Source organism: Rhizobium sp. P40RR-XXII (assembly GCF_012641405.1).
Classification (GTDB): Bacteria; Pseudomonadota; Alphaproteobacteria; order Rhizobiales; family Rhizobiaceae; genus Rhizobium.
Genome location: NZ_JABAII010000002.1, coordinates 419,939 through 444,754 on the forward strand (window position 1 = coordinate 419,939; position 24,816 = coordinate 444,754).

Genomic DNA, 24,816 nt, shown 5'->3' on the forward strand with positions numbered 1-24,816 from the left:
TTTCACATACGTTTCGTATTTGAAACATTGACATACGCAGTGTATATGAATATCTCACATACGTGCCGTATATCAAATGAAACGGCATTTTGGAAGGGCCGTACAGGATGGCGCCCCTCCGATCTTTCACGTCAACGCGAGGGCCGAACATGATGACGACGCGTAATGCAATTTTCCCTAGGAACAGACATGCGCTTTACGAAGAACATGGCTATTCCGCCGCTATCCGATCAGGTGATCTGCTGTTCGTTTCCGGCCAGGTCGGCAGCCGTGCGGATGGGAGCCCGGAGCCGGATTTCGAACGTCAGGTTCAGCTTGCCTTCGACAATTTGCGGGCAATCTTGGAAGCCGCAGGCTGCACCTTCGACGATATTATCGACGTCACCACGTTCCACACCGATCCGGAACGGCAGTTCGGCGCGATCATGACCGTCAAGACCCGAATCTTCAATGAGGCGCCCTATCCGAATTGGACGGCGATCGGCGTCAATTGGCTGGCTGGCTTCGATTTCGAAATCAAGGTTATCGCGCGCATTCCAGACGTTGGAGAGACTCGCAAGCCCCAGGCCGCATGAGGACATGTCGGATTTCAGCCCGCGGCGGTAAATGGCTGTTGCGGGCCGAAAACGATCGGTTGCTAAGACACGCCTCCCTACTTCGCCAGCTCCGCCAGCTGCGTCATGACCACGGCCGCCCCCTGCAGCCGCTTTTCCGGCGTCGGAAGATCACGGGTCAGAAACACGCTGTGGTCGGGGCGGATCTTTGCCATTGTGCCCTGTTTGGCGATGTAGCCGACGAGATTGGCCGGGTTCGGGAATTCCTTGTTGCGGAACTGCACGACGACGCCCTTCGGGCCGGCGTCCAGCTTCTCGACATTGGCGACGCGGCAGAGCGACTTGATGTAGACGATCTTGAGGAGGTGCTGCACCTCGATCGGTAAGGGGCCGAATCGGTCGATCATTTCGGCACCGAAACCGTCAATCTCCTTCAGCTCGGTGATCTCGCCGAGGCGGCGGTACAGCGCCATGCGCAGATGCAGATCGGGCACGTAATCGTCGGGGATCATGACCGGCGTGCCCACGGAGATCTGCGGCGACCAGCCTGTATTCTGGATCTCATCGACACCCTTGACCTCAGCGACGGCCTCCTCGAGCATCTGCTGGTAAAGCTCGAAACCGACTTCCTTGATGTGGCCGGACTGTTCCTCGCCGAGCAGATTGCCGGCGCCGCGAATATCGAGATCGTGGCTGGCGAGCTGGAAGCCGGCGCCGAGCGTATCCAGCGACTGCAGCACCTTGAGCCGGCGTTCGGCCGTGGTCGTCAGCACCTTGTTGACCGGCAGGGTGAAGAGAGCGAAGGCGCGGACCTTGGAGCGGCCGACGCGGCCGCGGAGCTGATAGAGCTGAGCAAGACCGAACATGTCGGCGCGATGGACGATCAGCGTGTTGGCCGTCGGCACGTCGAGGCCGGATTCGACGATGGTGGTAGAGAGCAACACGTCATAACGCCCCTCGTAGAAGGCATTCATGATGTCTTCCAGCTCGCCGGCCGGCATCTGGCCGTGGGCGACCGCCACCTTCAGCTCCGGTACATCCGATTGCAGGAAGGCGTGAATATCGGCGAGATCGGCAAGGCGCGGACAGACATAGAAGCTCTGGCCGCCGCGATAATGCTCGCGCATCAGAGTTTCGCGGATCACGAGCGAATCGAAAGGCGAGATGAAGGTGCGCACCGCCATGCGGTCGACCGGTGGCGTGGTGATGAGCGACAGCTCGCGGACGCCCGTCATTGCCAGCTGCAGTGTGCGCGGGATCGGCGTTGCCGATAGCGTCAGCACATGCACGTCGCTCTTCAGCTCCTTCAAGCGCTCCTTGTGCTTCACACCGAAATGCTGCTCCTCGTCGATGACGAGCAGGCCGAGATTGGCGAATTTGATGCCGGCGCCGAGCAATGCATGGGTTCCGACGACGATGTCGGTTTTGCCTTCGGACACTTCCTTCTTGGTCAGCGCCAGTTCCTTGGCGCCGACGAGACGGGATGCCTGCTGTATTCGGATCGGGAGCCCACGAAAGCGCTCGGAAAAGGTCTTGAAATGCTGGCGGGCGAGCAAGGTCGTCGGCACGACGACCGCGACCTGCGCGCCGTTCATGGCGGCGACGAAGGCGGCGCGCAGCGCCACTTCCGTCTTGCCGAAGCCGACGTCGCCGCAGACGAGGCGATCCATCGGCCGGCCAGCGCCGAGATCGTCGCGCACGGCCTCGATGGCGTTCATCTGGTCGTCGGTCTCGTCATAAGGGAAGCGTGCGGCAAATTCGTCGTAGAGGCCATCCGGGGTGCTGAGTACCGGCGCATGCCGGGTCAAGCGTTCCGCCGCGACGCGGATCAAGGCGCCCGCCATATCCAGCAGGCGCTTCTTGAGCTTCGCCTTGCGCATCTGCCAGGCACCGCCGCCGAGCTTGTCGAGCTGCGCCTCGGTGCCCTCACCGCCGTAGCGTGACAGGAGATCGATGTTTTCGACCGGCAGGAATAGCTTGGCATCGTCAGCATAAAGCAGCTCAAGGCAGGCATGCGGCGCGCCGGCGGCCTCGATGGTCCTCAGCCCGACGAAGCGGCCGATGCCATGCTCGGCATGCACGACGATCGAACCTTCGTCCAGCCCCGCCACTTCCGAGATGAAGTCGGCGGCGCGCTTGCGGCGCTTGGAGCGGCGCACCATGCGGTCGCCGAGAATATCCTGCTCGCCGATGACGATCAGATCGCCGGCCTCGAAACCCGCTTCCAGGCTGAGGACGGCGGCGGCCGCCTCGCCCTTCGCCAGGCCGCCGAGGTCCTTGAAGGCCTCGATGGTCTTGACGCGCGCCAGCCCGTGTTCGGAGAGCACCTGCAGGAGACGGTCGAGCGAGCCTTCGGTCCAGGCCGAAATCAGCACCTTGCCGCCCGCCGCCCGCTTGTCGGCGATATGCTTGACGACGGCATCGAAGACGTTGACGCGCTCGCTGTCGGCTGTGTCAGTCGCGGACCGCGCCCAGCGCGGCCCCTGACGGGCGTCAAGCTCGATGACGCGGCGCGCCTCGCCCTCATGTTCGTTGAAGGGCGAGATGCGGATAGCGCCAAAGGCATCGAGCGCGTTGCCGAGGGCCTTGCCGTCGAGATAGAGCTGACCGGGCGTTACCGGCTTATAGGGTGTGCCCTGCGCCATCTGCCCCTTGGCTTGCTGACCGGAATGCAGGCGGGCGTCGTAATAGTCAAAGACGAGCTTGGAGCGTTCCTCGGCCGCCTCGCGCACGGTGTGGTCCGTCACAAGCCGGAAGCCCTTGAGGTAATCGAAGACCGTCTCCAGCTTCTCGTAGAAAAGCGGCAGCCAATGCTCCATGCCGGCATAGCGTCGCCCTTCGGATACGGCGACATAAAGCGCATCGTCGCGCGTGGCGGCGCCGAAGGCTGAGAGATAGTTCTTGCGGAAGCGGCTGATCGTATCCGGCGTCAGCGTCACTTCGCTCATCGGATTGAGATCGAGCGAGCGCACCTGTCCCGTCGTGCGCTGGCTGGCAGGATCGAAGCTGCGGATGCTTTCCAGCGTATCGCCGAAGAAATCCAGGCGCACAGGCTCTTCCGTACCCGGAACGAAGACATCGAGGATGCCGCCGCGCACGGCATATTCGCCGACCTCGCGCACGGTCGCCACGCGCTCGAAGCCGTTGCGCTCCAGACGGGCCGCGATATCGTCCATCCGGACCTGATTGCCCGGCCTCGCCGAGAAAGCCAGGCTCTCGATAATGTCCTGCGGTGCCACTTTCTGCAGCATGGCGTTGACCGTCACCAGCACGACCGCCGCATGCGGCTTGCGATGATACGCGATGAGGCCGGACAAAGCCGCAAGACGCCGGGCCGACGTGTCGGAGCTTGGGGAGACGCGGTCGTAAGGAAGGCAGTCCCAGGCCGGCAGGGTGAGGACCGGAATTTCAGGCGCGATGAAGCCGAGCATCTGTTCGACATCGGCCATGTGCTGGCCGTCGGACATGACATAGGCGATCGGCCGGCCGGCCTTTGCCATCTCGGCAATCAGGAACGGCTCCAGGCCGGCCGGAACATGACCGATCGTCATCGGCTCGCTTGCGGCAAGCAGCTTCTTCGCGTCGAAACCGGGGATCATTTCGTTAATCCAAACCTTTCGGCGATCTCTTCGAAATCGGGCTTGTAGGAGGCGAGACGCTCAAAGAGCGGTGTGCGCAGATTCTGCGGCGTCGGCTCGCTACCGAGGATCCATTTTAGAAGATCATTGTCTTCTTCGGCCATGATGCGCTCGAGTTCATCAAGTTCGGCCTCGGGAAGACCCGGCAGCTCGTTATCGGCGAACTGGCCGAAGACCAGATCCATCTCGCGGATGCCGCGATGCCAACAGCGGAAAAGGATGCGCCGACGACGGGGATCGAGATCGGCACTGCTGAGGGTAAGCCCAGTCATCAAAAACACCTTTATGTTGATGCGTCTCTATAAAACCAGCATTGAAAGGTGGGAACCGGTTTTTCAGAAAAAAGCGTCGGAAGCGTAATTTTCGGGGGAGTGGTGGCCTCAAAGACGTCGTGCGTGGCGCTACCCCTTGCCAAATGCGCCCTGCCCGTCGCATTTTGCCGGTCATGCGTCCCGCTATCCTCGATCCGCTGTTTGCCTCCATATCTTCGCTGCCCGGCGTCGGGCCGAAGGTATCAGAGCTGCTGGTGAAGCTGCTCGATCGCGAGACGATCGACGATTGCCGCGTCATCGACCTCATTTTCCATGCGCCGCATTCAATCATCGACCGGCGCGAGCAGCCGGGTATCGCCCGCGCGCCGCAGGGAGCCATCGTCACCATTACCGGCCGCGTCGATCGCCATCAGCCGCCGCCCAATCCGCGCAGCAACGTTCCCTATCGTGTCTATCTGCATGATGAGACGGGCGAGCTTGCGCTGGTCTTCTTCCGCGGCAAGGCGCAATGGCTCGAAAAGCAGCTGCCTGTCGACGAGACGGTCACCGTCAGCGGCAAGGTCGACTGGTTCAACGGTCGGCCGTCCATGGTGCATCCGGACTATATCATGCGTGACAGCGAGGCGGAAAACCTGCCGCTGGTCGAGCCGGTCTATCCGTTGACCGCCGGCCTCACCCCGAAATTCCTGCGCAAAACCATCGAGGGCGCGCTCTCGCGAATTCCGCAACTGCCCGAATGGGATGACATTACCCTTACGCAGAAGCAGGGTTTTCCCTCGATATCCGACAGCTTCCACATGCTGCATGCGCCGCGAGACGCCGCCGATATCGATCCGCAGGCACCGGCCCGTCGCCGGCTTGCCTATGACGAATTCCTGGCGGGGCAATTGTCACTCTCCCTGGTTCGCCAGAGGCTGCGCAAGGTTGCCGGACAATCCGTGCATCCAACTGGAGAAATCAGCGGCAAGATATTGGAATCCCTGCCTTTCTCGATGACGAATAGCCAGCGCGACGCGGTGGCCGATATTCTCAAGGACATGGCAGGCACGGAGCGCATGCTCCGGTTGCTGCAGGGCGATGTCGGCGCGGGAAAGACGCTGGTCGCGCTGATGGCGATCGCCGCGGTCATCGAAAGCGGCGGACAGGCCGTGCTGATGGCGCCGACCGAAATCCTTGCCCGCCAACATCATACGACAATTTCAAAATTCGCAGCAAGTGCAAACCTTTCCGTCGAAGTTCTCACAGGCCGCACGAAGGGGCGCGAGCGGGATGCTATCCTCGAGCGCATCGCCTCCGGCGAAGCGCAGATCATCATCGGCACGCATGCTCTGTTCCAGGATAGCGTCGCCTATGCCAACCTCATGCTGGCTGTCGTCGACGAGCAGCACCGTTTCGGCGTCCACCAGCGCCTGCGCCTAACTGCGAAGGGCATCTCGCCGCATATGCTCGTCATGACCGCGACGCCCATCCCGCGAACGCTGGTGCTTGCCGCCTTTGGCGATATGGACGTATCCAAGCTCACCGAGAAGCCGGCGGGCCGCAAGCCGATCCAGACGATCACGATCCCGAACGAGCGAACCGGCGATATCGTCGCTCGGCTGAAAAGTGCGCTCTCTGAGGGTAAAAAAGCCTATTGGATATGTCCACTTGTGGAGGAATCCGAAGAATCCGATTTAATGTCGGTCGAGGAGCGCCATGACACGTTGACCAAGGCGCTCGGTCCCGGCATCGGCCTTATCCATGGCCGGATGAGCGGTCCGGAAAAGGATGCCGTCATGATGGCCTTCAAGAGCGGCGAGATCCGTCTACTGGTCGCAACGACGGTCGTCGAAGTGGGTGTCGACGTGCCGGACGCGACGATCATGGTCATCGAACATGCCGAGCGTTTCGGCCTAGCGCAGCTGCATCAGCTGCGCGGACGGGTCGGACGCGGCGACGAGGCCTCCACCTGTATTCTTCTATACAAGGGGCCGCTTGGCGAAGCTGGCCATGCGCGGTTGTCGATCATGCGCGACACCGAAGATGGTTTCCGCATTGCCGAGGAGGATTTAAAGCTGCGGGGCGAAGGCGAACTTCTCGGTACGCGTCAATCCGGCACGCCCGGCTTCCGCATTGCCAGCCTCGAAGCGCACGCCGATCTTCTGGAAATCGCCCGCAAGGATGCCGCCTATCTCATCGAGCGCGATCCGGAGCTGACGGGCGAGCGCGGCATGGCCGTGCGCACCCTGCTCTATCTCTTCCGCCGCGACGAGGCGATCCGGTTCCTGCGGGCGGGATGAGCAGATGGACGCATTTGTTGCGTCCATCCCTTTCTGACAACTTTACTTGGCAGCAAGGCCGGGAATTGTGACCTGGAACACTTGGAACATGGTGTCGACATCGCCTCCGCCGTCACCCTTGTAGGCAGCGCCGACCTGATAGCCGTCCTGGGTCAGGAAGTCGTTGTCGTTGGCAACGAAGAGGAAGTAATCGTCCGGCAGCTTTGGATCCTGAACGCTTGCGAGCGACATCGCCTCCCACTTTTCCGAGAGATTGTTGCGGTCGTTCGGCGCGCCATTATGAAGGCCGAAGCGCGCGAGATCGGCGCTGTCGTTAATGTCGATGAACTGGCTGACCGTTGCCGGCTTTACCGAAGCGTCAAGAACGCCCTTGGGCGCGACCGACTTGTCGGCATCGAACTTACCGGCAATATCGGTAGCAGTGGAGACATCGACAGCGACGATGCTGCGGTAGAGCGACTTGTCGCCTTTCACGCCGTAACCGTTGTTGCTGTCACGCGCCAGCATCAGGAAGGTCTGCGGCGAGAGCGCATAGATTTCGCTCTGGGCGGCGACGGCCGTCTTGCCCTTGTCATTCGTGAAGACCGGCAGCGGCACGACATATTCGTGAACCAGCTTCAGATTTGCCGGATCGGCGGCATCATAGACCAGCGCGCGGGTGTTCTGTCGCGTGGAGCTGGAATCGCCGCCATCCTGGCGCGTTGCGGACTGCAGCACCGCGATCAGGAACTTGCCATCCGGCGTTAGCGACATGCCTTCCAGGCCCTGGTTATTCTGGCGGCCGCTGGTCGGGTCCTTCGGATCCGGAGCGGATTCGCCGGGACCGGGGTTATTGGAGGCGAAATTGACGGCGCCATTGCGCATCGGCAGCAGCGCAGCCGGCGGAGGGGTGGCGGACATCATGCGGCCATCGGCGGCGAAGCGGTAGATATAGGGGCCATACTCGTCGCTGATGAACATGGTGCCGTCAGGCAGACGGGCAATGGCTTCGGTGTCGAGCGAGATCTTGCCGTTCGGCGCCTGGGGCAGCAGCGGCATGCTGCCTTCCGCTTGGCGGGTACCATTGGTCGGATCGAGGCCAGTGGTGTCGGCGCCCTTGTCGTCCTTGAGAAGCTGGGTGTCGGCAAGCTTGGCGTCGACGCCCGACTGCTCCTTGCCGGCCGGCGGCGCCGCGCCGGACGCGACCGGGCTCAGAGTAACGTCGATCGTGTTCAGACGCGGGCGATAGTCGGTCGTGCCGACGGCATTGTAGCCGCGGTCCGGTAGCAGCCAGAGCGAACCCTTGTAGGTGCCGTCGGCGTTGCGAACCCAGCTCTTGGTGTCGATCGACATGCCCGAACCGGAACCGAAGGTCTCGCCGAACTTGTCGCGCAGGTTGGCCGGGATGCGACCGACCGCCACGCGTCCCTTGTTGACGAGCGTCACGCCCTGGACCGCGACGGAATTATCCGCGAGCGCGGCGACCGGCGCGGAGAAAACGAATGTGGCTAGTACGGCCGACAGCAGCGGCAGGCTCTTCGAACGCATATATCTCAAAACAGTATCCTCCGATGAAAATCCGCGTGGAGACAACGGCATCCATCTCCGGCCCGCTTTCAGGCCGCGTAGAAAACGACAGCCCGACACCGAAACTCCGAGCATTCGCTGATGAGATACATTCGATTGCCTGTCCCCAAGGACGATCTAAGGCGTCAATATGATAGGGACATGACAGTTCGCGCGATACGCGAAGCCAGCCGACCAGCGACAGGAACGAGAGTGCTTCTAGGTGAGCGACTTTATCGGAACGGGCCTGGGCAGCCCCTTCGCCGCGACCAGTTCTTCCTTGTATTCGGGCGAAACCAGGCCACCGGAAATTAGAAGCTTGGCGCCATCCTCCGGGCTCATGTCGAGCACCGTGATCTTTTCGCGCGGAACGAAAACCAGAAAGCCGGCCGTAGGCACGGGTGTCGGCGGCAGGAAGACCGCTACCATGTCCTGGCCCATGGCATTGAATTTCGAGGCGATTTCGCCCTTGGCATCCGTCGATATGAACACCATGGACCAGAGGCCGGGGCTCGGATATTCGATGAGGCCCACCTTCTTGAACGACGTGCCCTGCTCTTTCAGCACGGTTTCGAAGATCTGCTTGACGCTCTTATAGATCGTCCGCACCAGTGGCACGCGATTGACGATCGACTCGCCGAAACGGACGATGCTCTGGCCGATCAGGTTCTTGGCGAGAAAACCGACGAGCGTAATGAAGATCATCGCGATGATCAGGCCAGTGCCGGGAACGGCAAAATTCAGATAGCTCTCGGGGTCGTAGCGCGCGGGAATATAGGGGCGGACCCAGCTATCGGCCCAATGCACGACGGACCAGGTCAGCCAGAGCGTGATGGCAATCGGAGCGCATATGATCAGACCGGCCAGGAAATTGTTTCTGATCCGCGTGGTCACAGACATTTTGATGAGCTTTTCAGTCATTCGCCGCTCGAAAACTCCGTTCGGTCGCCTCCCGCTGACCGGCAAATCCTCCCCCACCGTCTCCTTCGGAAAGACTGCCAGAAATTGGGGCGGCATACAACCAGCCAGTCACGCCGCAGCGCCGAACGGACACCCTGCTCACGATGACGTGACTGCGAAAAGAGGCCGGCGGAAAAGCCTATTCCACCGTCACCGATTTGGCGAGGTTGCGCGGCTGATCGACGTCCGTGCCCATGAAGACGGCGGTGTGATAGGCGAGCAGCTGAATCGGCAGCGAGAAGATGATCGGCGCGATGATCTCGTCGACGACAGGCAAGGCAATGGTCGCCATCGTCGGCAGCGTCGATGCGGCCGCACCCGCCTCGTCGGTGATGAAGATGATTCGGCCGCCGCGTGCCGCCACTTCCTGCATGTTGGAAACCGTCTTGTCGAAGAAGCGGTCATGCGGCGCGATGACGATGACAGGCATGTTCTCGTCGATCAGGGCGATCGGCCCGTGTTTCAGCTCGCCGGCCGCATAACCCTCGGCATGGATGTAGGAGATTTCCTTCAGCTTCAGCGCACCTTCCATGGCGAGCGGGAAGCTGGTGCCGCGACCGAGATAGAGCACATCCTTGAACTTCGAAATCTCTCGCGCCAGGCTTTCCATCTGCGGCTGGATGATATTCAGGACATTGGCCATGATACGCGGCATCTCGACGAGATGGCGCACCATTTCCTGTTCATCCGTAGCGCTGACGGTACCGCGCGCGACACCCGCTCCGATCGCCAGCGATGCGAGAACGGCAAGCTGGCAGGTGAAGGCCTTCGTCGAGGCAACGCCGATCTCGGGACCGGCCATGATTGGAAACACGGCATCGGCTTCGCGCGCGATGGTCGATTCCTTGACGTTGACGACGGCGCCGATCTTCAGGCCGTTGTCGCGGCAGTAACGCAGCGAAGCCAGCGTATCGGCCGTCTCGCCGGACTGTGAAATGAACAGCGCCGCCTGCGAGGGCGACAGCGGCATCTCGCGGTAGCGGAATTCGGAGGCGACGTCGATCTCGACCGGCAGGCGCGCATAGCGCTCGAACCAGTATTTGCCGATCAAGCCGGCAAGATAGGCCGTGCCGCAGGCGGAAATCGCCAGGCCGGAAACACCGTCGAAATCGATCGCCGACGCACCTGGGCGCACGCGATGGCTGGCAAAATCGACATATTGGCTGAGCGCGTGCGAAATGACCTCCGGCTGCTCGTAGATTTCCTTCTCCATGAAGTGGCGATGATTGCCCTTGTCGACAACATAGGCGGTCGCCTGGGAGATCTGCCGCGGCCTGGTTACTTCATTGCCATTGAAATCGAGAATGGTCGCGCCGGCATGCGTGACGATCGCGCAGTCGCCATCGACGAGATAGGTGATCTCGTTGGTGAAGGGTGCAAGGGCAATCGCATCCGAGCCGAGGAACATTTCGCCCTTGCCGTACCCCACGGCAAGCGGCGGGCCGGAACGCGCCGCTATCAGCGTGTCGGGATCGTTCTCAAACATCACGGCCAATGCGTAGGCACCGGTCACGCGGTTCAGCATCTTCAGCATTGCGGCGCGGGGCTCGAGACCTTCGCGGATATGGTTTGCGAGCAGGTGTGCAACGACTTCCGTGTCCGTCTGCGAAGCAAACACCTTGCCTTCGGCCTTCAGTTCCTCGCGCAGTTCGGAAAAGTTTTCGATGATGCCGTTGTGGACGACGGCAACACCCTCGACGAAATGCGGGTGGGCATTGGTCTCATTCGGAACGCCGTGCGTTGCCCAGCGTGTGTGGGCAATGCCCGTCGTGCCGGGCAGAGGATCCGTCTCCAGCCGCTTCTCCAGATTGAAGAGCTTTCCTTCCGCGCGGCGGCGATCCATCACGCCGTCATGGATCGTTGCGACACCGGCCGAATCATAGCCGCGGTATTCGAGACGCCGCAGCGCGTCCACCAAGCGGTCCGCCACAGGCTTCGTTCCGACGATCCCAACAATACCGCACATACAACTCTCCGTCTGGCCTCAAATATGAGGGCAAGTCCTAATCGTTCCTGCAATTTTCTCAATTGCCGTAACGGTCACTTTCGATTTCGGACCGTTACGCCGGCAGCCCAAAGATTTAGTGGTCGCTCTTCTTCGCTGCCTTGATGGCGAGCGCCCGCTCGCGCAGGACCTTGGCACGTTCCGGCTTGATTTCCTGGCGTGCACGGCCGAAGGCCAAGGCTTCAGCCGGAACATCATCCGTGATGACGCTGCCGGACGCAATATAGGCGCCGTCTCCGATACGAATGGGCGCGACCAGCGAGGAGTTGGACCCGACGAACGCGTTGGCGCCGATATGGGTCTCGTATTTGTTCACCCCGTCATAGTTGCAGGTGATCGTGCCGGCGCCGATGTTGCTGCCGCCGCCGATCGTCGCGTCGCCGATATAGGTCAGATGGTTGACCTTGGCGCCCTCGCCGATCTTGCCGTTCTTGACCTCGCAGAAATTGCCGACTTTGGCGCCGCCGGCAAGATCGGCTCCCGGACGCAGCCGCGCAAAGGGTCCGACCGTCGCGCCGGCGCTGACATGCGCGCCTTCGATATGCGAGAAGGCATGGATGATCGCGCCGCCTTCGATGACCGCTCCCGGGCCGAACACGACATTCGGCTCGATCAGCGCGTCCTGGCCGATGACCGTATCGTAGGCAAGAAACACGGTCTCGGGCGCGATCATGGTAACACCGGACAGCATCAGTTCGTGCCTACGCCGCTCCTGCCAGAGACGCTCGATGAAAGCGAGTTCGGCGCGGTTGTTGCAGCCGGTCATCTCGACCTCAGGCGCATCGACGGCCACGGCGCGGCCGCCAAGCGACCGGGCGATCTCGACGAGATCGGTGAGATAATATTCGCCCTTGGCATTATCGTTGCCGATGCGGTCGAGCAGATCGAGCGCCTTACGGCCGTTGATCGCCATCAAGCCGCTGTTGCACCAGGTCACCGCCAGCTCGGCATCCGTCGCATCCTTTGCCTCGCGGATCGCGATCAATTCGCCATCCTTGACCAGCAGCCGGCCATAGGCATTCGGGTTGTCGGTGTGAAAGCCGATGACGACGACATCATTGCCGTCTGCGAGCCCTTGCCGGGCGGCGCGAAGCGGAGCGTCAGTCAGCAGCGGCACATCTCCATAGGCAACGAGAATATCGTCATACCCTCGCGCGATCGCCTCGCGCGCAGCCAACACGGCATGACCGGTGCCAAGGCGCTCTTTCTGCAGATAGGGTTCGACCGTCATGCCGCCGATTGACGCCGCCGCGCTGACTTCATCGGGGTTGCGCCCGACAACCAGCGCCGCCGCCGAAATATCCGTCTTGGCGATCGCCTCCATCACGTGCGCGATCATCGGGCGACCGGCAATCGGATGCAGAACCTTCGACATCGACGATTTCATGCGGGTACTGTCGCCGGCGGCGAGAATGATGGCGAGGCAGGTACGTTCCATTTCGGGCTCCGAGATATACGATCAGGCGTTGCCCGCTGATGGGCACAGTCTCCTCATAGCAACTAGTCGAGCGATGAACTACGGCGAAATTAGAGACGGGCGTCAGGCCTGGGCAAGAGCGGCAAAACCCTCGAGGACGTGCTGACGCCCATCAATGATCACAAACTCCATGGCCTTATGCGCAGCCGGGCCGTCCCGCGCCGCAATGGCATCGACGATCGCCATATGCGTGTCGGCAATATTGGCGAAGCCGTTGCTGGAGGGTGGCGCGCTCATGCGGAACATGCCGACCAACGCCGCCTCGATGAGCCCGCCGAGCGACCGCATGAACGGATTTTGCGACGCTTCGGTGATTGCCAGATGGAAATGCAGGTCGGCAACGGCAAGACTGTCCGACGTATGATGCGGAGCGGCCATGGAGGCCGCGAGCCGGCGCAAGAGATCGATGTCCTCGCGGCTGGCGCGCTCCGCCACCAGGCTAGCAGCGAACGGCTCGAAAGCCATGCGTATATCGTAGAGATGGAGAAGGAACTCCTTGTTCACCCCGCTTTCGAAGTGCCAGTTAAGCACTTCATTGTCGAACATGTTCCAATAAATTCTCTCGGTGACCCGAGTGCCGACCCGCGCGCGCGGCACGACCAGCCCTTTTGCCGCAAGAGTCTTCATGCTCTCACGCAGAACGGTGCGAGATACCTTGAAACGTTGCAGAAGCTCGCTATCGCCGGGAAGGATGGTGCCGATCGGAAAGGCTCCGGAGACGATCGCCTTGCCAAGATCGTCGACGACCTGAGCATGGCTCGTTCGTGACTTTCTCTCGGTTTTTCTGGTATCAAGCAATCGGCTGCGCAAGCGCTCTGTCCTTCCCCTCAGGCATATCGTCGATTGAAACGGGAAAGCAGCAGAAGGCCTTTCTGCATCAGAATAAATGCAAACAGCAATAAGCCGATCAATATCTTCGTCCACCAGCTGGAAAGCGTTCCATCGAAGGTGATGTAGGTCTGAATCAGGCCCTGAATGAGAATTCCGATGAGTGTTCCCCCGACGAACCCCGCCCCTCCCGTCAGCAGTGTTCCGCCTATGACCACGGCAGCGATGGCATCAAGCTCAACGCCAACCGTGGCAAGCGAATATCCAGCGGATGTATAAATTGAAAAAACGATTCCGGATAGACCGGCGAGAAAGCCGGACAAAGCATAGATCCGGATCGTCGTGCGACCGACCGGCACGCCCATGAGTTCCGCCGTCTGCACGCCGCCACCCAAAGCGTAGACATTGGCGCCGAAACGGGTGCGGTGAGCAAGGACGATGCCGCCGGCAAAGACCAACAGCATAAGACCGCCGATCAATGTCAACCGGCCGCCACCGGGCATCAGCCAATAGAGATCGTTCAATTGCGAATAGAAATCGTGCTCGATCGGGATGCTGTCGATGGACAGCACGAAGGCTATGCCCCGCGCCAGGAACATGCCGGCCAGCGTCACGATGAAGGGCGGCATGCTGAGATAATGGATGATGGCGCCCATGCCGGCGCCGAAGATCGTCGTGATGACGAGAACCAGGGCGAAAGCCACCAAGGGATGAATCGTCGTATCGCGAAGGATGACTGCCAGGAAAACGCCGGTAAAGGCGATGACCGAGCCGATGGACAGATCGATCCCGCCGGAAATGATCACGAATGTCATGCCGACGGCCGCAATTCCCAGAAAAGCATTGTCGGTCAATAGATTGCCGATCACCCGCGTCGACAGCATGTTCGGATATTGCGTCACGCAGCCGGCATAAGCCAGGATGAAGATAACGATGGTCGCAAGCAGCGGAAGATATTTCGAATTCACTTTGCCTGCTCCTTTTGCACCATCTGCCCCTCGACTCGGCGGCGCCAGAAGAATGACGTGGCGGATTGCATCGCCGGGGACTGGATGACCAGAATGACGATGACGATGATCGCCTTGATCACCAGATTGAACTCCGGCGGAAAGCCGGAGAGCAGGATGCCCGTATTGACCGATTGAATGATCATCGCACCGATCAGCGAACCGACGATGCTGAAGCGGCCACCGAGCAGCGAATTGCCACCGACGACGACGGCAAGAATCGCATCCAGCTCGAGCCATAAGCCGGCATTGTTGGCATCAGCGCCTTTGATATCGGCTGAAACGATGATGCCGGCGATGGAAGCACAAAGCCCGCTCAATGCATAAACCGCCACGAGCAGGACCGGGGTTTGAATACCCGAGAGCGTGCTCGCCCGGCGGTTGATACCAATTGCTTCGACCAGCATCCCAAGCGCCGTGCGCCGGACGAGAAGGATCACGACAAGTGCGGCGACAAACCAGATCACCACGGGCATCGGGAAGGCCGCGAAGGAACCGCTGCCGAGAAAGATCAGCCCGTCATTGTTGAACGTGAGGATCGCACCCTCGGTGATCAATTGCGCGATGCCGCGACCGGCCACCATCAGCACCAGCGTTGCGATGATCGGCTGGATATCGAGCGTGGCGACAAGGAAGCCATTCCATAGGCCGCAAGCCAGGCCGATGCCGAGGGTCAGAAACAGCGTATAGGTCAGCGAATAGCCGGAAACGATCGACGATGCCGCCACGGCGCCGCATATTGCGATCACCGCGCCGACCGAAAGATCGATCCCCTTGGTGGCAATGACCAACGTCATGCCGATGGACAGCAGCGCCACCGGTGCGCCGCGATTGAGCACATCAATCAGACTCCCGTAGAGTCTTCCATTTTGAATTTCTAGATGAAAAAAATGCGGGAACATAATGAAATTCAACAGAAGAATTACCGCGAGCGCAATGAGCTGCGGCAGCAACCGAAGCAAGGATGCCTTGATTTGCGAGCTCATGCGTCTTCCTTTGCATTCTGAGCCGTGGCAATGGCCTCGACGATATTTCCGGCGGTTATCCCGCTGCCGGTCAACTCGGCAATGTGTTCGCGGTCGCGCAGGACGATGACGCGTGAACTATAGGCGACAAGCTCCTCAAGTTCAGACGAAATGACCACCAGGGACATGCCCTGCCGGCAAAGATCTTCGATCAGCCGGATGATTTCGGCATGGGCGCCGACATCGATGCCGCGGGTCGGCTCGTCCAGGATCAGGAAATTCGGATTGGTCGCCAGCCATCGCGCGAGGATCGCCTTTTGCTGGTTGCCGCCCGAAAGAAGCCGGATGGGCTTTTCCCGATCGGTCGTGCGGATATCCAGTGCCTTGATGTAGCGATCGGCGATGGCGTTCTGCTCGCTGCGCGCGAGAGGTCTGGCCCAACCGCGCCGCGCCTGCAGCGCCATGATAATGTTTTCCCGAATGGAAAGATCGCCGATGATGCCGTCCGTCTTGCGGTCTTCCGGGCAGAAGCCGAAGCCGCGCTTGATCGCAGCCCGGGGGCTGGAAAGCGTCACCGTATTACCGTCGATCTTCGCTTCGCCGCTATCGGCACGCTCGACGCCGAAAAGCACTTCGGCGGTTTCGGTGCGGCCGGAGCCAAGCAGGCCGGCGATGCCGACCACCTCTCCGACATGCACCTCCATGTTGAAGGGCTTGATCTTGCCGCGCTTGCCGAAATTCGTGAAATGATATCTGACCGGACCGCTTTCCGTCTCGGTCTGCCTCACCGTGCTTTCCGTCTCGGCGAGCTCGCGGCCGAGCATCATGGCGATCAGGGTCTGCCGCGGCAGACCATTCGCTTCGCGCGTGCCGACCAGACGACCGTTGCGAAGAACGGTAATGCGATCGCAGATCTCGTAGACCTGCTCAAGAAAATGCGTGATGAAGACGATCCCCAGGCCACGCTCCTTCAATCGCCTGACGATGCCGAACAGCATTTCGACTTCATGCGTATCGAGGCTTGCCGTCGGCTCATCGAGAATCAGCACCTTGCCGGAGAGATCGACGGCGCGGGCAATCGCGATCACCTGCTGTATGGCAACGGAGAAGCGGTCGAGCTGGCGGTTGACATCGATATCCATGCCGTATTGCGACAGCAGGTCTCTCGCCATGCCGTTCATGATGCGGCTGCTGACCATGCCGAACCGCCGCGGCTGGCGACCGAGAAACAGGTTTTCCGCGACGCTCAGATTGGGCAGCAGGTTCACTTCCTGGTAGACGGTTCCGATGCCGAGCTTCTGCGCCGCCAGCGTGTCATGCGGATCGATCTCGGCGCCGTCGAGAACCAGAGTGCCGCCGTCGCGGCGATAGGCGCCGGTCATGCACTTGATCAGTGTGGATTTTCCGGCGCCGTTCTCGCCGAGCAGCGCATGGACCTCGCCGCGCATCAACGTGAAATCGACATGATCGAGAGCGGTCGAACCGGGAAAATATTTACAAAAGCCTGTCGCTGTCAGAAGTCGCTCGACGTCTTGAGCCATGAAGCGCTGATGTCCTTGCATTGAGCCAATGGGCGAAAGCGATAGCCGGCGCATTGGCCTGATGCGCCGGCATCTCGCACATGAATTCGCACCGGCGGCGTTGCCAGCCGGTACGATCAGCTTTTGTCTTAGTAGCCGAGGTCTTTCTTCTGCTCGTAGACCTTCTGCGGATCATCCGCTTGGGTGTAGAGCTTGGATTCCGTCTGGATCCACTTCGGCGGCTCCTTCTTGCTCTTCAGATACGCATCGAGCGCGTCGAAGGCAGGACCTGCCATATTCGGCGTCAGTTCGACGGTGGCGTTCGCCTCACCGGCAGCCATGGCCTTGAAGAGATCCGGAACCGAATCGATCGACACGGTCAGGATGTCCTTGCCCGGCTTCAGGCCGGCTTCCTTGATCGCCTGAATAGCGCCGACGGCCATGTCGTCGTTATGGGCGTAGAGCGCGCAGATATCCTTGCCGCCGTTTTCAGCCTTCAGGAAGCTTTCCATGACTTCCTTGCCCTTGGCGCGGGTGAAGTCACCGGTCTGGCTACGAACGATCTTCAGGTTGTCATGACCCTTGATGGCTTCCTCGAAGCCCTTCTTTCGGGCGATGGCCGGCGAAGAGCCGGTCGTGCCCTGCAGCTCGACGATGTTGCACTTCTTGTCGCCGACCGTCTTTACAAGCCAGTCACCGGCGACCTTGCCTTCATGAACCAGGTCGGACGTGACAGCTGTCAGATAAAGGTCCTTCGGTGCAGCAACCGTGCGGTCAAGCAGAATGACGGGGATCTTGGCTTCCTTGGCTTCCTTCAGGACAGCATCCCAGCCGGTCTCGACGACGGGCGCCAGCAGGATCGCATCGACGCCCTGCGCGATGAAGGAACGGATCGCCTTGATCTGGTTTTCCTGCTTCTGCTGCGCGTCTGCGAACTTCAGGTCAATGCCGCGCTTCTTGGCTTGCTGCTTCGTCAGCGTCGTTTCGGCCGCACGCCAACCGGACTCAGAACCGATTTGCGAGAATCCGACGACCAGGTCTTTAGCCGATGCCGACGTGAACATGCAGGCAGCAAGCATCGTCGCACTGATCAGTGCAGTCTTCAACTTCATGATTTCCTCCCAAAGGCCATTTCCTCAGGCCGCGGTCAAAAAAATCATATAGTAATACTTTTGTAAATCGACATTCGATGATGCAGTGCAACAAAAAGGGGCGCTTTAAGCGCCCCTTCTCAACTTAGACTATTTCATCTGCTTATTTCGAAGCGGGCAGCTTGTCGTCGACACCTTCGATGTAGAAGTTCATGCCGAGCAGCGTACCGTCATCGGCCTTTTCGCCTGCCTTCAGCCAGGGCGTTCCGTCCTGCTTGTTGATCAGGCCGGTGAAGGGAGCGAGCTCGCCTGACTTGATCTTGGCTTCGGTTTCCTGAGCCATCTTCTTCACGTCGTCGGGCATGTTGGTGTAATCGGCCATCTTCAGGATGCCGTCCTTCAGGCCGTCCCAGCTCTGTTCGGACTTCCAGGTGCCATCGAGCAGCGCGTGGACGCGCTTGGAGTAATAGTTACCCCAGGTGTCGACAATGGCGGTCAGCTGAGCCTTCGGGCCGGCGGCAATCATGTTGGACGCCTGACCGAACGCATGGATACCGCGCTCTTCGGCCACCTGCATCGGCGCCGTCGTGTCGGTGTGCTGCGTTAGGACATCGACGCCCTGGTCGACCATGGCTTTGGCGGCATCGGCTTCCTTGCCCGGATCGAACCAGGTGTTGACCCAGACGACCTTGAGCTTGAAGCTCGGATCGATCGAGCGGGCGCCCTGTTCGAAGGAATTGATGCCCATGACGACTTCCGGAATCGGGAAGGACGCGATGTAGGCGGCGCCGTGGTTCTTCGACGTCTTGGCGGCGATCTGGCCAAGGATGTAACGGCCTTCATAGAAACGCGAGTTATAGGTTGCGAGATTCGGGCCGCTCTTGAAGCCGGTCGCATGCTCGAACTTCACCTTCGGGAACTTGGCGGCAACCTTGACGGTCGCGTCCATGAAGCCGAACGAGGTGGAGAAGATCAGCGAGCAGCCGGAACGGGCAAGACGCTCGATGGCGCGCTCTGCGTCCGGGCCTTCCGGCACGTTTTCGAGATAGGGCGTCTCGATCTTGTTGCCGAACTCCTTCTGGACCTGCTGACGGCCGAGATCATGCGCCTGCGAATAGCCGCCATCCGTGTGCGAGCCGACATAGACGAAGCAGACCTTGGTCGGCGCGGCTTCTGCAGCGGCCGCAAAACCGATGATGGCAGCGGCTGTCGTGGCGAGGGCGAGTGTTAGTTTCTTCATGGTTACCCCTGTTGGTTTGACACTATGAAATCCGTCCGGTTCGTGTCTTCAGCGCTCCGGAACGAAGGCCTTGCCGAGCGACGCTGGCGTGTTGATCAAGGTCGCGCGGCGATTTTGAGAGATGATGACGAGAACCACAATAGTCGATGCATAGGGCAGCATCGACAGGAACTGCGAGGGAATGCCGACACCGAAGCCCTGCGCATGAAACTGCAGGATCGTCACGGCGCCGAAAAGATAGCCGCCGGCCATGACGCGCATCGGCCGCCAGGACGCAAAGACCACCAGCGCAAGCGTTACCCAGCCGCGGCCGGCCGACATGTTCTCGACCCATTGCGGCGTGTAGACGAGCGACAACTGAGCACCGGCAAGCCCGGCGCAGGCACCGCCGAACATGACGGCGAGATAGCGCGTGCGAATGACGTCGATGCCGAGCGCGTGGGCCGAGCCATGACTGTCGCCCACGGCGCGCAGCTTGAGGCCGGCACGGCTGCGGAAAAGGAACCAGTTGACCCCGATCAGCAGCGCAATCGAGAGGTAGAAGGTCAGATCCTGCCTGAACAGTACCGAGCCAATCAGTGGAATGTCCGACAGAAACGGGAAGACGATCTCATGCAGCTGCACGCCCGGCACGCTGACATAACCTTCGCCGATCATGCCGGAAAGGCCGAGGCCTAGGATGGTCAGCGCCAGGCCGGTCGCAACCTGGTTCGTGACCAGCGTCAGGGTGAGGAAGCCGAACAGCAGCGAAAACAGCGCACCCGCGACGATGCCGGTCAGCAGGCCGACATAGGGAGATCCGCTCACCTGCGCCCCGACGAAAGCGGCAACGGCACCGATGATCATCATGCCTTCGACACCGAGGTTGAGCACGCCCGAACGTTCCACCACCAGTTCGCCGAGGCCGGCAATGACGAGCGGCGTCGACGCCGTGATGATGGTGAGAAGGATTGCTTCGAAGACACTCATGCCGCACCCCCCCGAACTCGCGACCAGACCAGGCGAATCTTGTAATAGATCAGCGTGTCGCAGGAGAGCACGAAAAACAGCAGCAGGCCCTGGAAGACGCTGGCCGCCTTGGCGGAGATACCCGGCGACAATTGTGCCGCTTCGCCGCCGAGATAGGTCAGCGCCAGCACGAGGCCGGACAGGATGGCTCCGAGCGGATTGAGACGTGCGAGGAAGGCAACGATGATGGCGGTGAAGCCGTAGCCCGGCGATATCGCCGGCTGCAGATGGCCGATGGAGCCGGAAACTTCGGATATACCGGCCAATCCCGCGAGCGCACCGGAGAAGAGGAAGGCAAACCAGACCATTTTTCGCGAAGAGAAACCGGCAAAGCGCCCTGCCCGCGCCGATTGTCCAAGCACGGTGATTTCAAAGCCTTTCAGCGTGTACTTCATCAGAAACCAGGCAAGGATCGCCGCGACCACGGCAAAGACGATGCCCCAATGCGCGCGTCCGGAATCCTCCCATATCGCCGGCAGCACCGCATCCGGCGGGAAATCGACGCTCTGCGGAAAATTGTGACCCTGGGGATCGCGCCACGGGCCACGCGACAACCAATCCAGAAACAGCTGGGCGATATAGACCAGCATCAGGCTCGTCAGGATCTCATTGGTATTGAAATGCGCTTTCAGGAGCGCTGGAATGGCCGCATAGAGCGCCCCGCCGACGGCGCCGGCGACCAGCATCAAAGGCAGGACTATCGGCGAATGCCAATCGGTGAAGACGATCGGGATGAACGATCCGGCGACGGCACCCATGGTAAACTGGCCCTCGGCACCGATATTCCAGTTGTTGGACCGGTAGCAAAGGCAAAGGCCGACGGCGATCAGGATCAGCGGCCCCGCCTTGATCGCCAGTTCGTGCAGCGACCAAACCTCCAGCAGAGGTTCGACGAAGAAGGCATTAAGCGCCTCGACGGGATCCTTGCCCATGACGGCGAACATGATGGTGCCGGCGATCAGCGCCAATGCGAGTGCCAGCAATGGCGACAGGAAGCCGAACAGCTTCGAGACCTGCGGGCGCTTTTCAAGTTCAATGCGCATGAGCAGGCTCCGAATGCGTCTTCGATTCGTGCTGACCGCCCATCAGCAGCCCGATCTTTTCACGGGTCAGTTCACGTGCCGGATAGGACGGCGACAGTCGCCCTTCGGAGATGACGGCGATGTCGGTCGCGACTTCGAAAATCTCATCGAGATCCTGGCTGATGACGAGCACGGCCGAACCGTCGCGGGCAAGATCGACCAGAGCCTGGCGGATGCGGCTGGCGGCGCCCGCATCCACGCCCCAGGTCGGCTGGTTGACGACGAGAACGCTCGGCTGACGATCCAGTTCGCGGCCGACGATGAACTTCTGCAGATTGCCGCCGGAAAGCGCGCCGGCCGCCGGATCCTCGCCGCTCTTGCGGACATCCATCGCCTCGCAGATCCGCTTCGTCGCCTGCTTGACCGCCCCGTGCCTGATGATATTGAGGAAGCGTCCGCTCAGAAACGCCTTGCGATCCGACTGATTGCGGGCGAGCACGAGATTGTCGGAGAGTTTCAATGCCGACACGGCGGCGTGACCATGGCGCTCTTCGGGCACGAAACCGGCACCCAGCAGCCGGCGCGCATTGATGCCCTTGGCACCCACAGCCTTGCCGCGCAACTGGACGAGATTATCCGATGCAACGGTGTATTCACCTGAAATGACATCGAACAACTCGCCCTGGCCGTTTCCGGCGACACCGGCAATCGCCAGCACCTCGCCGGCACGCACGCGCAGGGAAACATCCTTCAGCGACATGGCGAAGGGGGTTCGCGCAGATGCCGAAAGGCCCGCGACTTCCAGGAGGATATCCCCCTTCTTGTCCAAGCCTTCGTGATGTACGCTTGCGACATCACTGCCGACCATCATGCGGGCAAGCGAGCCCGTCGTTTCCTGCCGCGGATCGCAGGCGCCGGTTACCTTGCCATGGCGCAATACGGTGGCGCGCGAACAGATGCGCTGCACTTCCTCCAGCCGGTGGCTGATATAGAGCACCGAGCGCCCCTCGTCTCTCAGCTGGAACAGGGTTTCGAACAGACGATCGGCCTCCTGAGGCGTCAAAACGGAGGTGGGTTCGTCGAGAATGATCAGCTTCGGATTCTGCAGAAGCGCACGGACGATCTCGATGCGCTGCCGTTCGCCGACGGAAAGATCGGCGACATGCGCACTCGGATCGAGCGGCAGCCCATAGGCACGCGAAAGCTTTGCGGCTTCCTCGGAAATTCTTGCGAGCGGGATATTGCTGTCGAGCGAGAGCGCGATGTTTTCCGCGACGGTCAGCGCCTCGAACAGGGAGAAATGCTGGAACACCATGCCGATGCCGAGCTTGCGCGCCGTGCCAGGCGCGTCGATCGAAACAGGTTGTCCCTGCCATACGATCTGCCCATGCGATGGCTCGAGCACGCCGAACAGCATCTTCACGAGCGTGGATTTGCCTGCGCCGTTTTCACCGAGGAGAGCGTGAATTTCCCCTGGCTGGATTTCAAGATCGATTTCGCTGCAAGCCGCAAAACTGCCGAACAGTTTCGTCAATTTGCGAACCGACAATAGCGCACCGGTTGCCGGCGCATCAGATGACGACACGTTCCCCTCATTTCCTTCCCACCGACCTGTCCTTTACGGATCTATGGGATCAGTAGTGTAGTTCCACTCGTTTTCCTGGCTTCCAAATCCGCGTGCGCGCGCCCCGCATCAACAAGCGGATAAGTCTGATGAATATTGATACGCACTTTGCTGCTTTGCACAACAGCAAATAACGCGTTCGCGCTGGCTCTCAACTCGTCAGATGTGCCGATATAGGCAAAGAGACTCGGTCGGGTGGCGAAAAGCGAACCCTTCTGATTGAGGATGGCGAGATTGAAATTTTCGATCGGGCCGGACGATTGGCCGAAGGTGACCCACATGCCACGCGGCTTCAGGCAGTCGAGCGAATGTGGAAACGTGTCCTTGCCGACCGAATCGTAAACGACATCAACACCCTTGCCGCCGGTAATCTCCCGGACGCGGTCGGCAAAGTTTTCCCTGCTGTAGTCGATGACGTGGTCATAGCCATGCGCCAATGCCAGCTCGACCTTTTCCGCGGAGCCAGCCGTGCCGATGACGGTGCCGGCTCCAAGAGCCTTGGCCCATTGGCCGGCAATCAAGCCGACGCCGCCGGCGGCGGCGTGAAACAGCAAAGTCGTTCCCGGCCCCACCTTGAAGGTGCGGTTCAGCAGATATTCCGCGGTCATTCCTTTCAGCATCATCGATGCGGCGGTTTCGAGCGGGATATCATCAGGCACCTTGACCAGATGGCGGGTCTCGATATTGCGCTCGATGCTATAGGCGCCGTCGCTGCCGACATAGGCGACGCGATCGCCGACGACGAAATCAGTCACGCCAGGCCCGACCTCGGTGATCGTGCCCGCGGCTTCCTTGCCAAGCGACAATGGAAACTGAGGCACCTTGTAGAGACCGGAGCGGAAATAGACATCGATGAAATTGAGGCCGATCGCGGCATGGCGGATCCGCACCTCACCCGCGCCGGGAGGCGGCAGCTCCACCTCCTCCAGCTTCATGACATCGGGACCGCCATTTTCATGGATGCGAATGACCTTGGTCTTCTTCATGACGCGCAATCCTCATTGACGTCCGAGGGACGGGAAAAACTGCAGCACGGCCCCGATACAATAGAGATAAATACCGCTGCTGATAAAGAGGAAAACGGCCCATTGCGGCATGACGAAGTGCATCAGCAGCGAATAGACGCCGAGCGCCGACCAGAAAAGAAATATACCGAGGTTCAGCGGCCGCAGCCGCTTGACGCGCACGGGATGCAGGAAGTTGATCGGCAGGAAGGTCAAAACGACGGAAAAGCCGACGAGGATCATCGCCGTCGTGGCACTGGCATCGATGACGAAGAGCGTGAAGATCACCATGTTCCAGACGACCGGGAAGCCGGAGAAGAAATATTCATCCGTCTTCATGCCGGTATCCGCATAATAGATGGCGCTGGAGACCACGATCATGCCGGCCGCGACGAACGACCACGGCTCGCCGATCATGCCGCTTTCATAGAGCGCAAAGGCCGGCAGGAGCACATAGGTCACATAATCGATGATATTGTCGAGCGTGTCGCCGGACCAATTGGGAAGGACTTCCTTGACGCGAACCTTGCGCGCGATCGGTCCGTCGATGCCGTCGACCAGCAGCGCCAGGCCAAGCCACCAGAACATGTCGACAAAGCGATGCTCGGATGCGGCAACGACACCAAGAAAGGCGAGAAATGACCCCGAGGCCGTCAGAATATGAACGGAGAAGGCACGCATCTCCGCGTAAGGCACCCGCTTGTACTTGAAGATTTTCATCCGCCCCGTAACTCGCCTGCTTATGCGCCTGCCCCGGCAGGCGGTTTTTTTCGCTAA

The 24,816-nt window shown here is 60.5% G+C and carries 19 protein-coding genes; 2 read left to right on the plus strand and 17 right to left on the minus strand.

Annotated elements, in window-relative coordinates:
• Positions 1-152 precede the first annotated feature (152 nt).
• Positions 153-575, plus strand: a complete 423-nt coding sequence (locus HGP16_RS05345; RefSeq protein ID WP_168839179.1) for a RidA family protein — start codon at positions 153-155, stop codon at positions 573-575.
• A 77-nt stretch (positions 576-652) separates the two neighbouring features.
• Here the strand turns inward: HGP16_RS05345 and mfd are convergent, their stop codons facing one another.
• Positions 653-4,153, minus strand: coding sequence for a transcription-repair coupling factor (gene mfd / locus HGP16_RS05350; protein ID WP_168838967.1), 3,501 nt, complete (start codon positions 4,151-4,153; stop codon positions 653-655).
• Positions 4,150-4,464 carry a succinate dehydrogenase assembly factor 2 gene (locus HGP16_RS05355; RefSeq protein WP_168838968.1) on the minus strand — a complete coding sequence of 105 codons (315 nt, stop codon included), beginning with the start codon at positions 4,462-4,464 and terminating at the stop codon, positions 4,150-4,152. Before HGP16_RS05355 ends, mfd begins: the two co-directional genes overlap by 4 nt.
• Positions 4,465-4,637: 173 nt before the next feature.
• Between HGP16_RS05355 and recG the strand changes: the two genes are divergently transcribed.
• On the plus strand, positions 4,638-6,743 hold the full coding sequence (gene recG, locus HGP16_RS05360) for an ATP-dependent DNA helicase RecG (RefSeq protein ID WP_168838969.1): 2,106 nt from the start codon (positions 4,638-4,640) through the stop codon (positions 6,741-6,743).
• A 42-nt stretch (positions 6,744-6,785) separates the two neighbouring features.
• Here the strand turns inward: recG and HGP16_RS05365 are convergent, their stop codons facing one another.
• The 15 genes from HGP16_RS05365 to pcsA all read right to left on the minus strand — a co-directional run bounded on the left by HGP16_RS05365 (position 6,786) and on the right by pcsA (position 24,759).
• Complete coding sequence (locus tag HGP16_RS05365; protein ID WP_409526809.1) at positions 6,786-8,270, minus strand: esterase-like activity of phytase family protein; 1,485 nt, start codon at positions 8,268-8,270, stop codon at positions 6,786-6,788.
• A gap of 237 nt (positions 8,271-8,507) precedes the next feature.
• Complete coding sequence (locus HGP16_RS05370; RefSeq protein ID WP_168838971.1) at positions 8,508-9,209, minus strand: DUF502 domain-containing protein; 702 nt, start codon at positions 9,207-9,209, stop codon at positions 8,508-8,510.
• 178 nt (positions 9,210-9,387) lie between these two features.
• On the minus strand, positions 9,388-11,214 hold the full coding sequence (glmS, locus tag HGP16_RS05375) for a glutamine--fructose-6-phosphate transaminase (isomerizing) (protein WP_168838972.1): 1,827 nt from the start codon (positions 11,212-11,214) through the stop codon (positions 9,388-9,390).
• A 115-nt stretch (positions 11,215-11,329) separates the two neighbouring features.
• Positions 11,330-12,691, minus strand: a complete 1,362-nt coding sequence (gene glmU / locus HGP16_RS05380) for a bifunctional UDP-N-acetylglucosamine diphosphorylase/glucosamine-1-phosphate N-acetyltransferase GlmU (protein ID WP_168838973.1) — start codon at positions 12,689-12,691, stop codon at positions 11,330-11,332.
• Positions 12,692-12,793: 102 nt separating this feature from the next.
• Positions 12,794-13,540 (minus strand): FadR/GntR family transcriptional regulator, encoded by a 747-nt coding sequence (locus HGP16_RS05385; RefSeq protein WP_168838974.1) that lies wholly within the window; start codon positions 13,538-13,540, stop codon positions 12,794-12,796.
• Positions 13,541-13,557: 17 nt separating this feature from the next.
• Positions 13,558-14,526 carry a galactofuranose ABC transporter, permease protein YjfF gene (gene yjfF, locus HGP16_RS05390; protein ID WP_168838975.1) on the minus strand — a complete coding sequence of 323 codons (969 nt, stop codon included), beginning with the start codon at positions 14,524-14,526 and terminating at the stop codon, positions 13,558-13,560.
• Positions 14,523-15,551 (minus strand): ABC transporter permease, encoded by a 1,029-nt coding sequence (locus HGP16_RS05395; protein ID WP_168838976.1) that lies wholly within the window; start codon positions 15,549-15,551, stop codon positions 14,523-14,525. Before HGP16_RS05395 ends, yjfF begins: the two co-directional genes overlap by 4 nt.
• Positions 15,548-17,071: a galactofuranose ABC transporter, ATP-binding protein YtfR gene (ytfR, locus tag HGP16_RS05400; RefSeq protein ID WP_168838977.1), complete on the minus strand. Its 1,524-nt coding sequence runs from the start codon at positions 17,069-17,071 to the stop codon at positions 15,548-15,550. Before ytfR ends, HGP16_RS05395 begins: the two co-directional genes overlap by 4 nt.
• A gap of 128 nt (positions 17,072-17,199) precedes the next feature.
• Complete coding sequence (ytfQ, locus tag HGP16_RS05405; protein ID WP_168838978.1) at positions 17,200-18,162, minus strand: galactofuranose ABC transporter, galactofuranose-binding protein YtfQ; 963 nt, start codon at positions 18,160-18,162, stop codon at positions 17,200-17,202.
• Between the two features lie 142 nt (positions 18,163-18,304).
• Positions 18,305-19,381 carry a BMP family ABC transporter substrate-binding protein gene (locus HGP16_RS05410; protein WP_168838979.1) on the minus strand — a complete coding sequence of 359 codons (1,077 nt, stop codon included), beginning with the start codon at positions 19,379-19,381 and terminating at the stop codon, positions 18,305-18,307.
• Between the two features lie 48 nt (positions 19,382-19,429).
• Complete coding sequence (locus HGP16_RS05415) at positions 19,430-20,350, minus strand: ABC transporter permease (protein ID WP_168838980.1); 921 nt, start codon at positions 20,348-20,350, stop codon at positions 19,430-19,432.
• On the minus strand, positions 20,347-21,432 hold the full coding sequence (locus HGP16_RS05420; RefSeq protein WP_168838981.1) for an ABC transporter permease: 1,086 nt from the start codon (positions 21,430-21,432) through the stop codon (positions 20,347-20,349). Before HGP16_RS05420 ends, HGP16_RS05415 begins: the two co-directional genes overlap by 4 nt.
• The gene (locus tag HGP16_RS05425) at positions 21,422-22,996 is read right to left on the minus strand and encodes an ABC transporter ATP-binding protein (RefSeq protein WP_168838982.1); all 1,575 of its coding nucleotides are present in this window, start codon (positions 22,994-22,996) and stop codon (positions 21,422-21,424) included. The genes HGP16_RS05420 and HGP16_RS05425 overlap by 11 nt, the downstream gene beginning before the upstream one ends.
• A 41-nt stretch (positions 22,997-23,037) precedes the next feature.
• Positions 23,038-24,021, minus strand: coding sequence for a quinone oxidoreductase family protein (locus tag HGP16_RS05430; protein ID WP_168838983.1), 984 nt, complete (start codon positions 24,019-24,021; stop codon positions 23,038-23,040).
• Between the two features lie 12 nt (positions 24,022-24,033).
• Positions 24,034-24,759 (minus strand): phosphatidylcholine synthase, encoded by a 726-nt coding sequence (gene pcsA / locus HGP16_RS05435; protein WP_168838984.1) that lies wholly within the window; start codon positions 24,757-24,759, stop codon positions 24,034-24,036.
• Between the last annotated feature and the right edge of the window lie 57 nt (positions 24,760-24,816).

Bases quoted from the DNA above. Each gene is read 5' to 3' on its own strand.
- HGP16_RS05345 (WP_168839179.1), top strand. From the start codon at position 153: ATGACGACGCGTAATGCAATTTTCCCTAGGAACAGACATGCGCTTTAC.
- mfd (WP_168838967.1), bottom strand. From the start codon at position 4,153: ATGATCCCCGGTTTCGACGCGAAGAAGCTGCTTGCCGCAAGCGAGCCG.
- HGP16_RS05355 (WP_168838968.1), bottom strand. From the start codon at position 4,464: ATGACTGGGCTTACCCTCAGCAGTGCCGATCTCGATCCCCGTCGTCGG.
- recG (WP_168838969.1), top strand. From the start codon at position 4,638: ATGCGTCCCGCTATCCTCGATCCGCTGTTTGCCTCCATATCTTCGCTG.
- HGP16_RS05365 (WP_409526809.1), bottom strand. From the start codon at position 8,270: ATGCGTTCGAAGAGCCTGCCGCTGCTGTCGGCCGTACTAGCCACATTC.
- HGP16_RS05370 (WP_168838971.1), bottom strand. From the start codon at position 9,209: ATGACTGAAAAGCTCATCAAAATGTCTGTGACCACGCGGATCAGAAAC.
- glmS (WP_168838972.1), bottom strand. From the start codon at position 11,214: ATGTGCGGTATTGTTGGGATCGTCGGAACGAAGCCTGTGGCGGACCGC.
- glmU (WP_168838973.1), bottom strand. From the start codon at position 12,691: ATGGAACGTACCTGCCTCGCCATCATTCTCGCCGCCGGCGACAGTACC.
- HGP16_RS05395 (WP_168838976.1), bottom strand. From the start codon at position 15,551: ATGAGCTCGCAAATCAAGGCATCCTTGCTTCGGTTGCTGCCGCAGCTC.
- ytfR (WP_168838977.1), bottom strand. From the start codon at position 17,071: ATGGCTCAAGACGTCGAGCGACTTCTGACAGCGACAGGCTTTTGTAAA.
- ytfQ (WP_168838978.1), bottom strand. From the start codon at position 18,162: ATGAAGTTGAAGACTGCACTGATCAGTGCGACGATGCTTGCTGCCTGC.
- HGP16_RS05410 (WP_168838979.1), bottom strand. From the start codon at position 19,381: ATGAAGAAACTAACACTCGCCCTCGCCACGACAGCCGCTGCCATCATC.
- HGP16_RS05415 (WP_168838980.1), bottom strand. From the start codon at position 20,350: ATGAGTGTCTTCGAAGCAATCCTTCTCACCATCATCACGGCGTCGACG.
- HGP16_RS05420 (WP_168838981.1), bottom strand. From the start codon at position 21,432: ATGCGCATTGAACTTGAAAAGCGCCCGCAGGTCTCGAAGCTGTTCGGC.
- HGP16_RS05430 (WP_168838983.1), bottom strand. From the start codon at position 24,021: ATGAAGAAGACCAAGGTCATTCGCATCCATGAAAATGGCGGTCCCGAT.
- pcsA (WP_168838984.1), bottom strand. From the start codon at position 24,759: ATGAAAATCTTCAAGTACAAGCGGGTGCCTTACGCGGAGATGCGTGCC.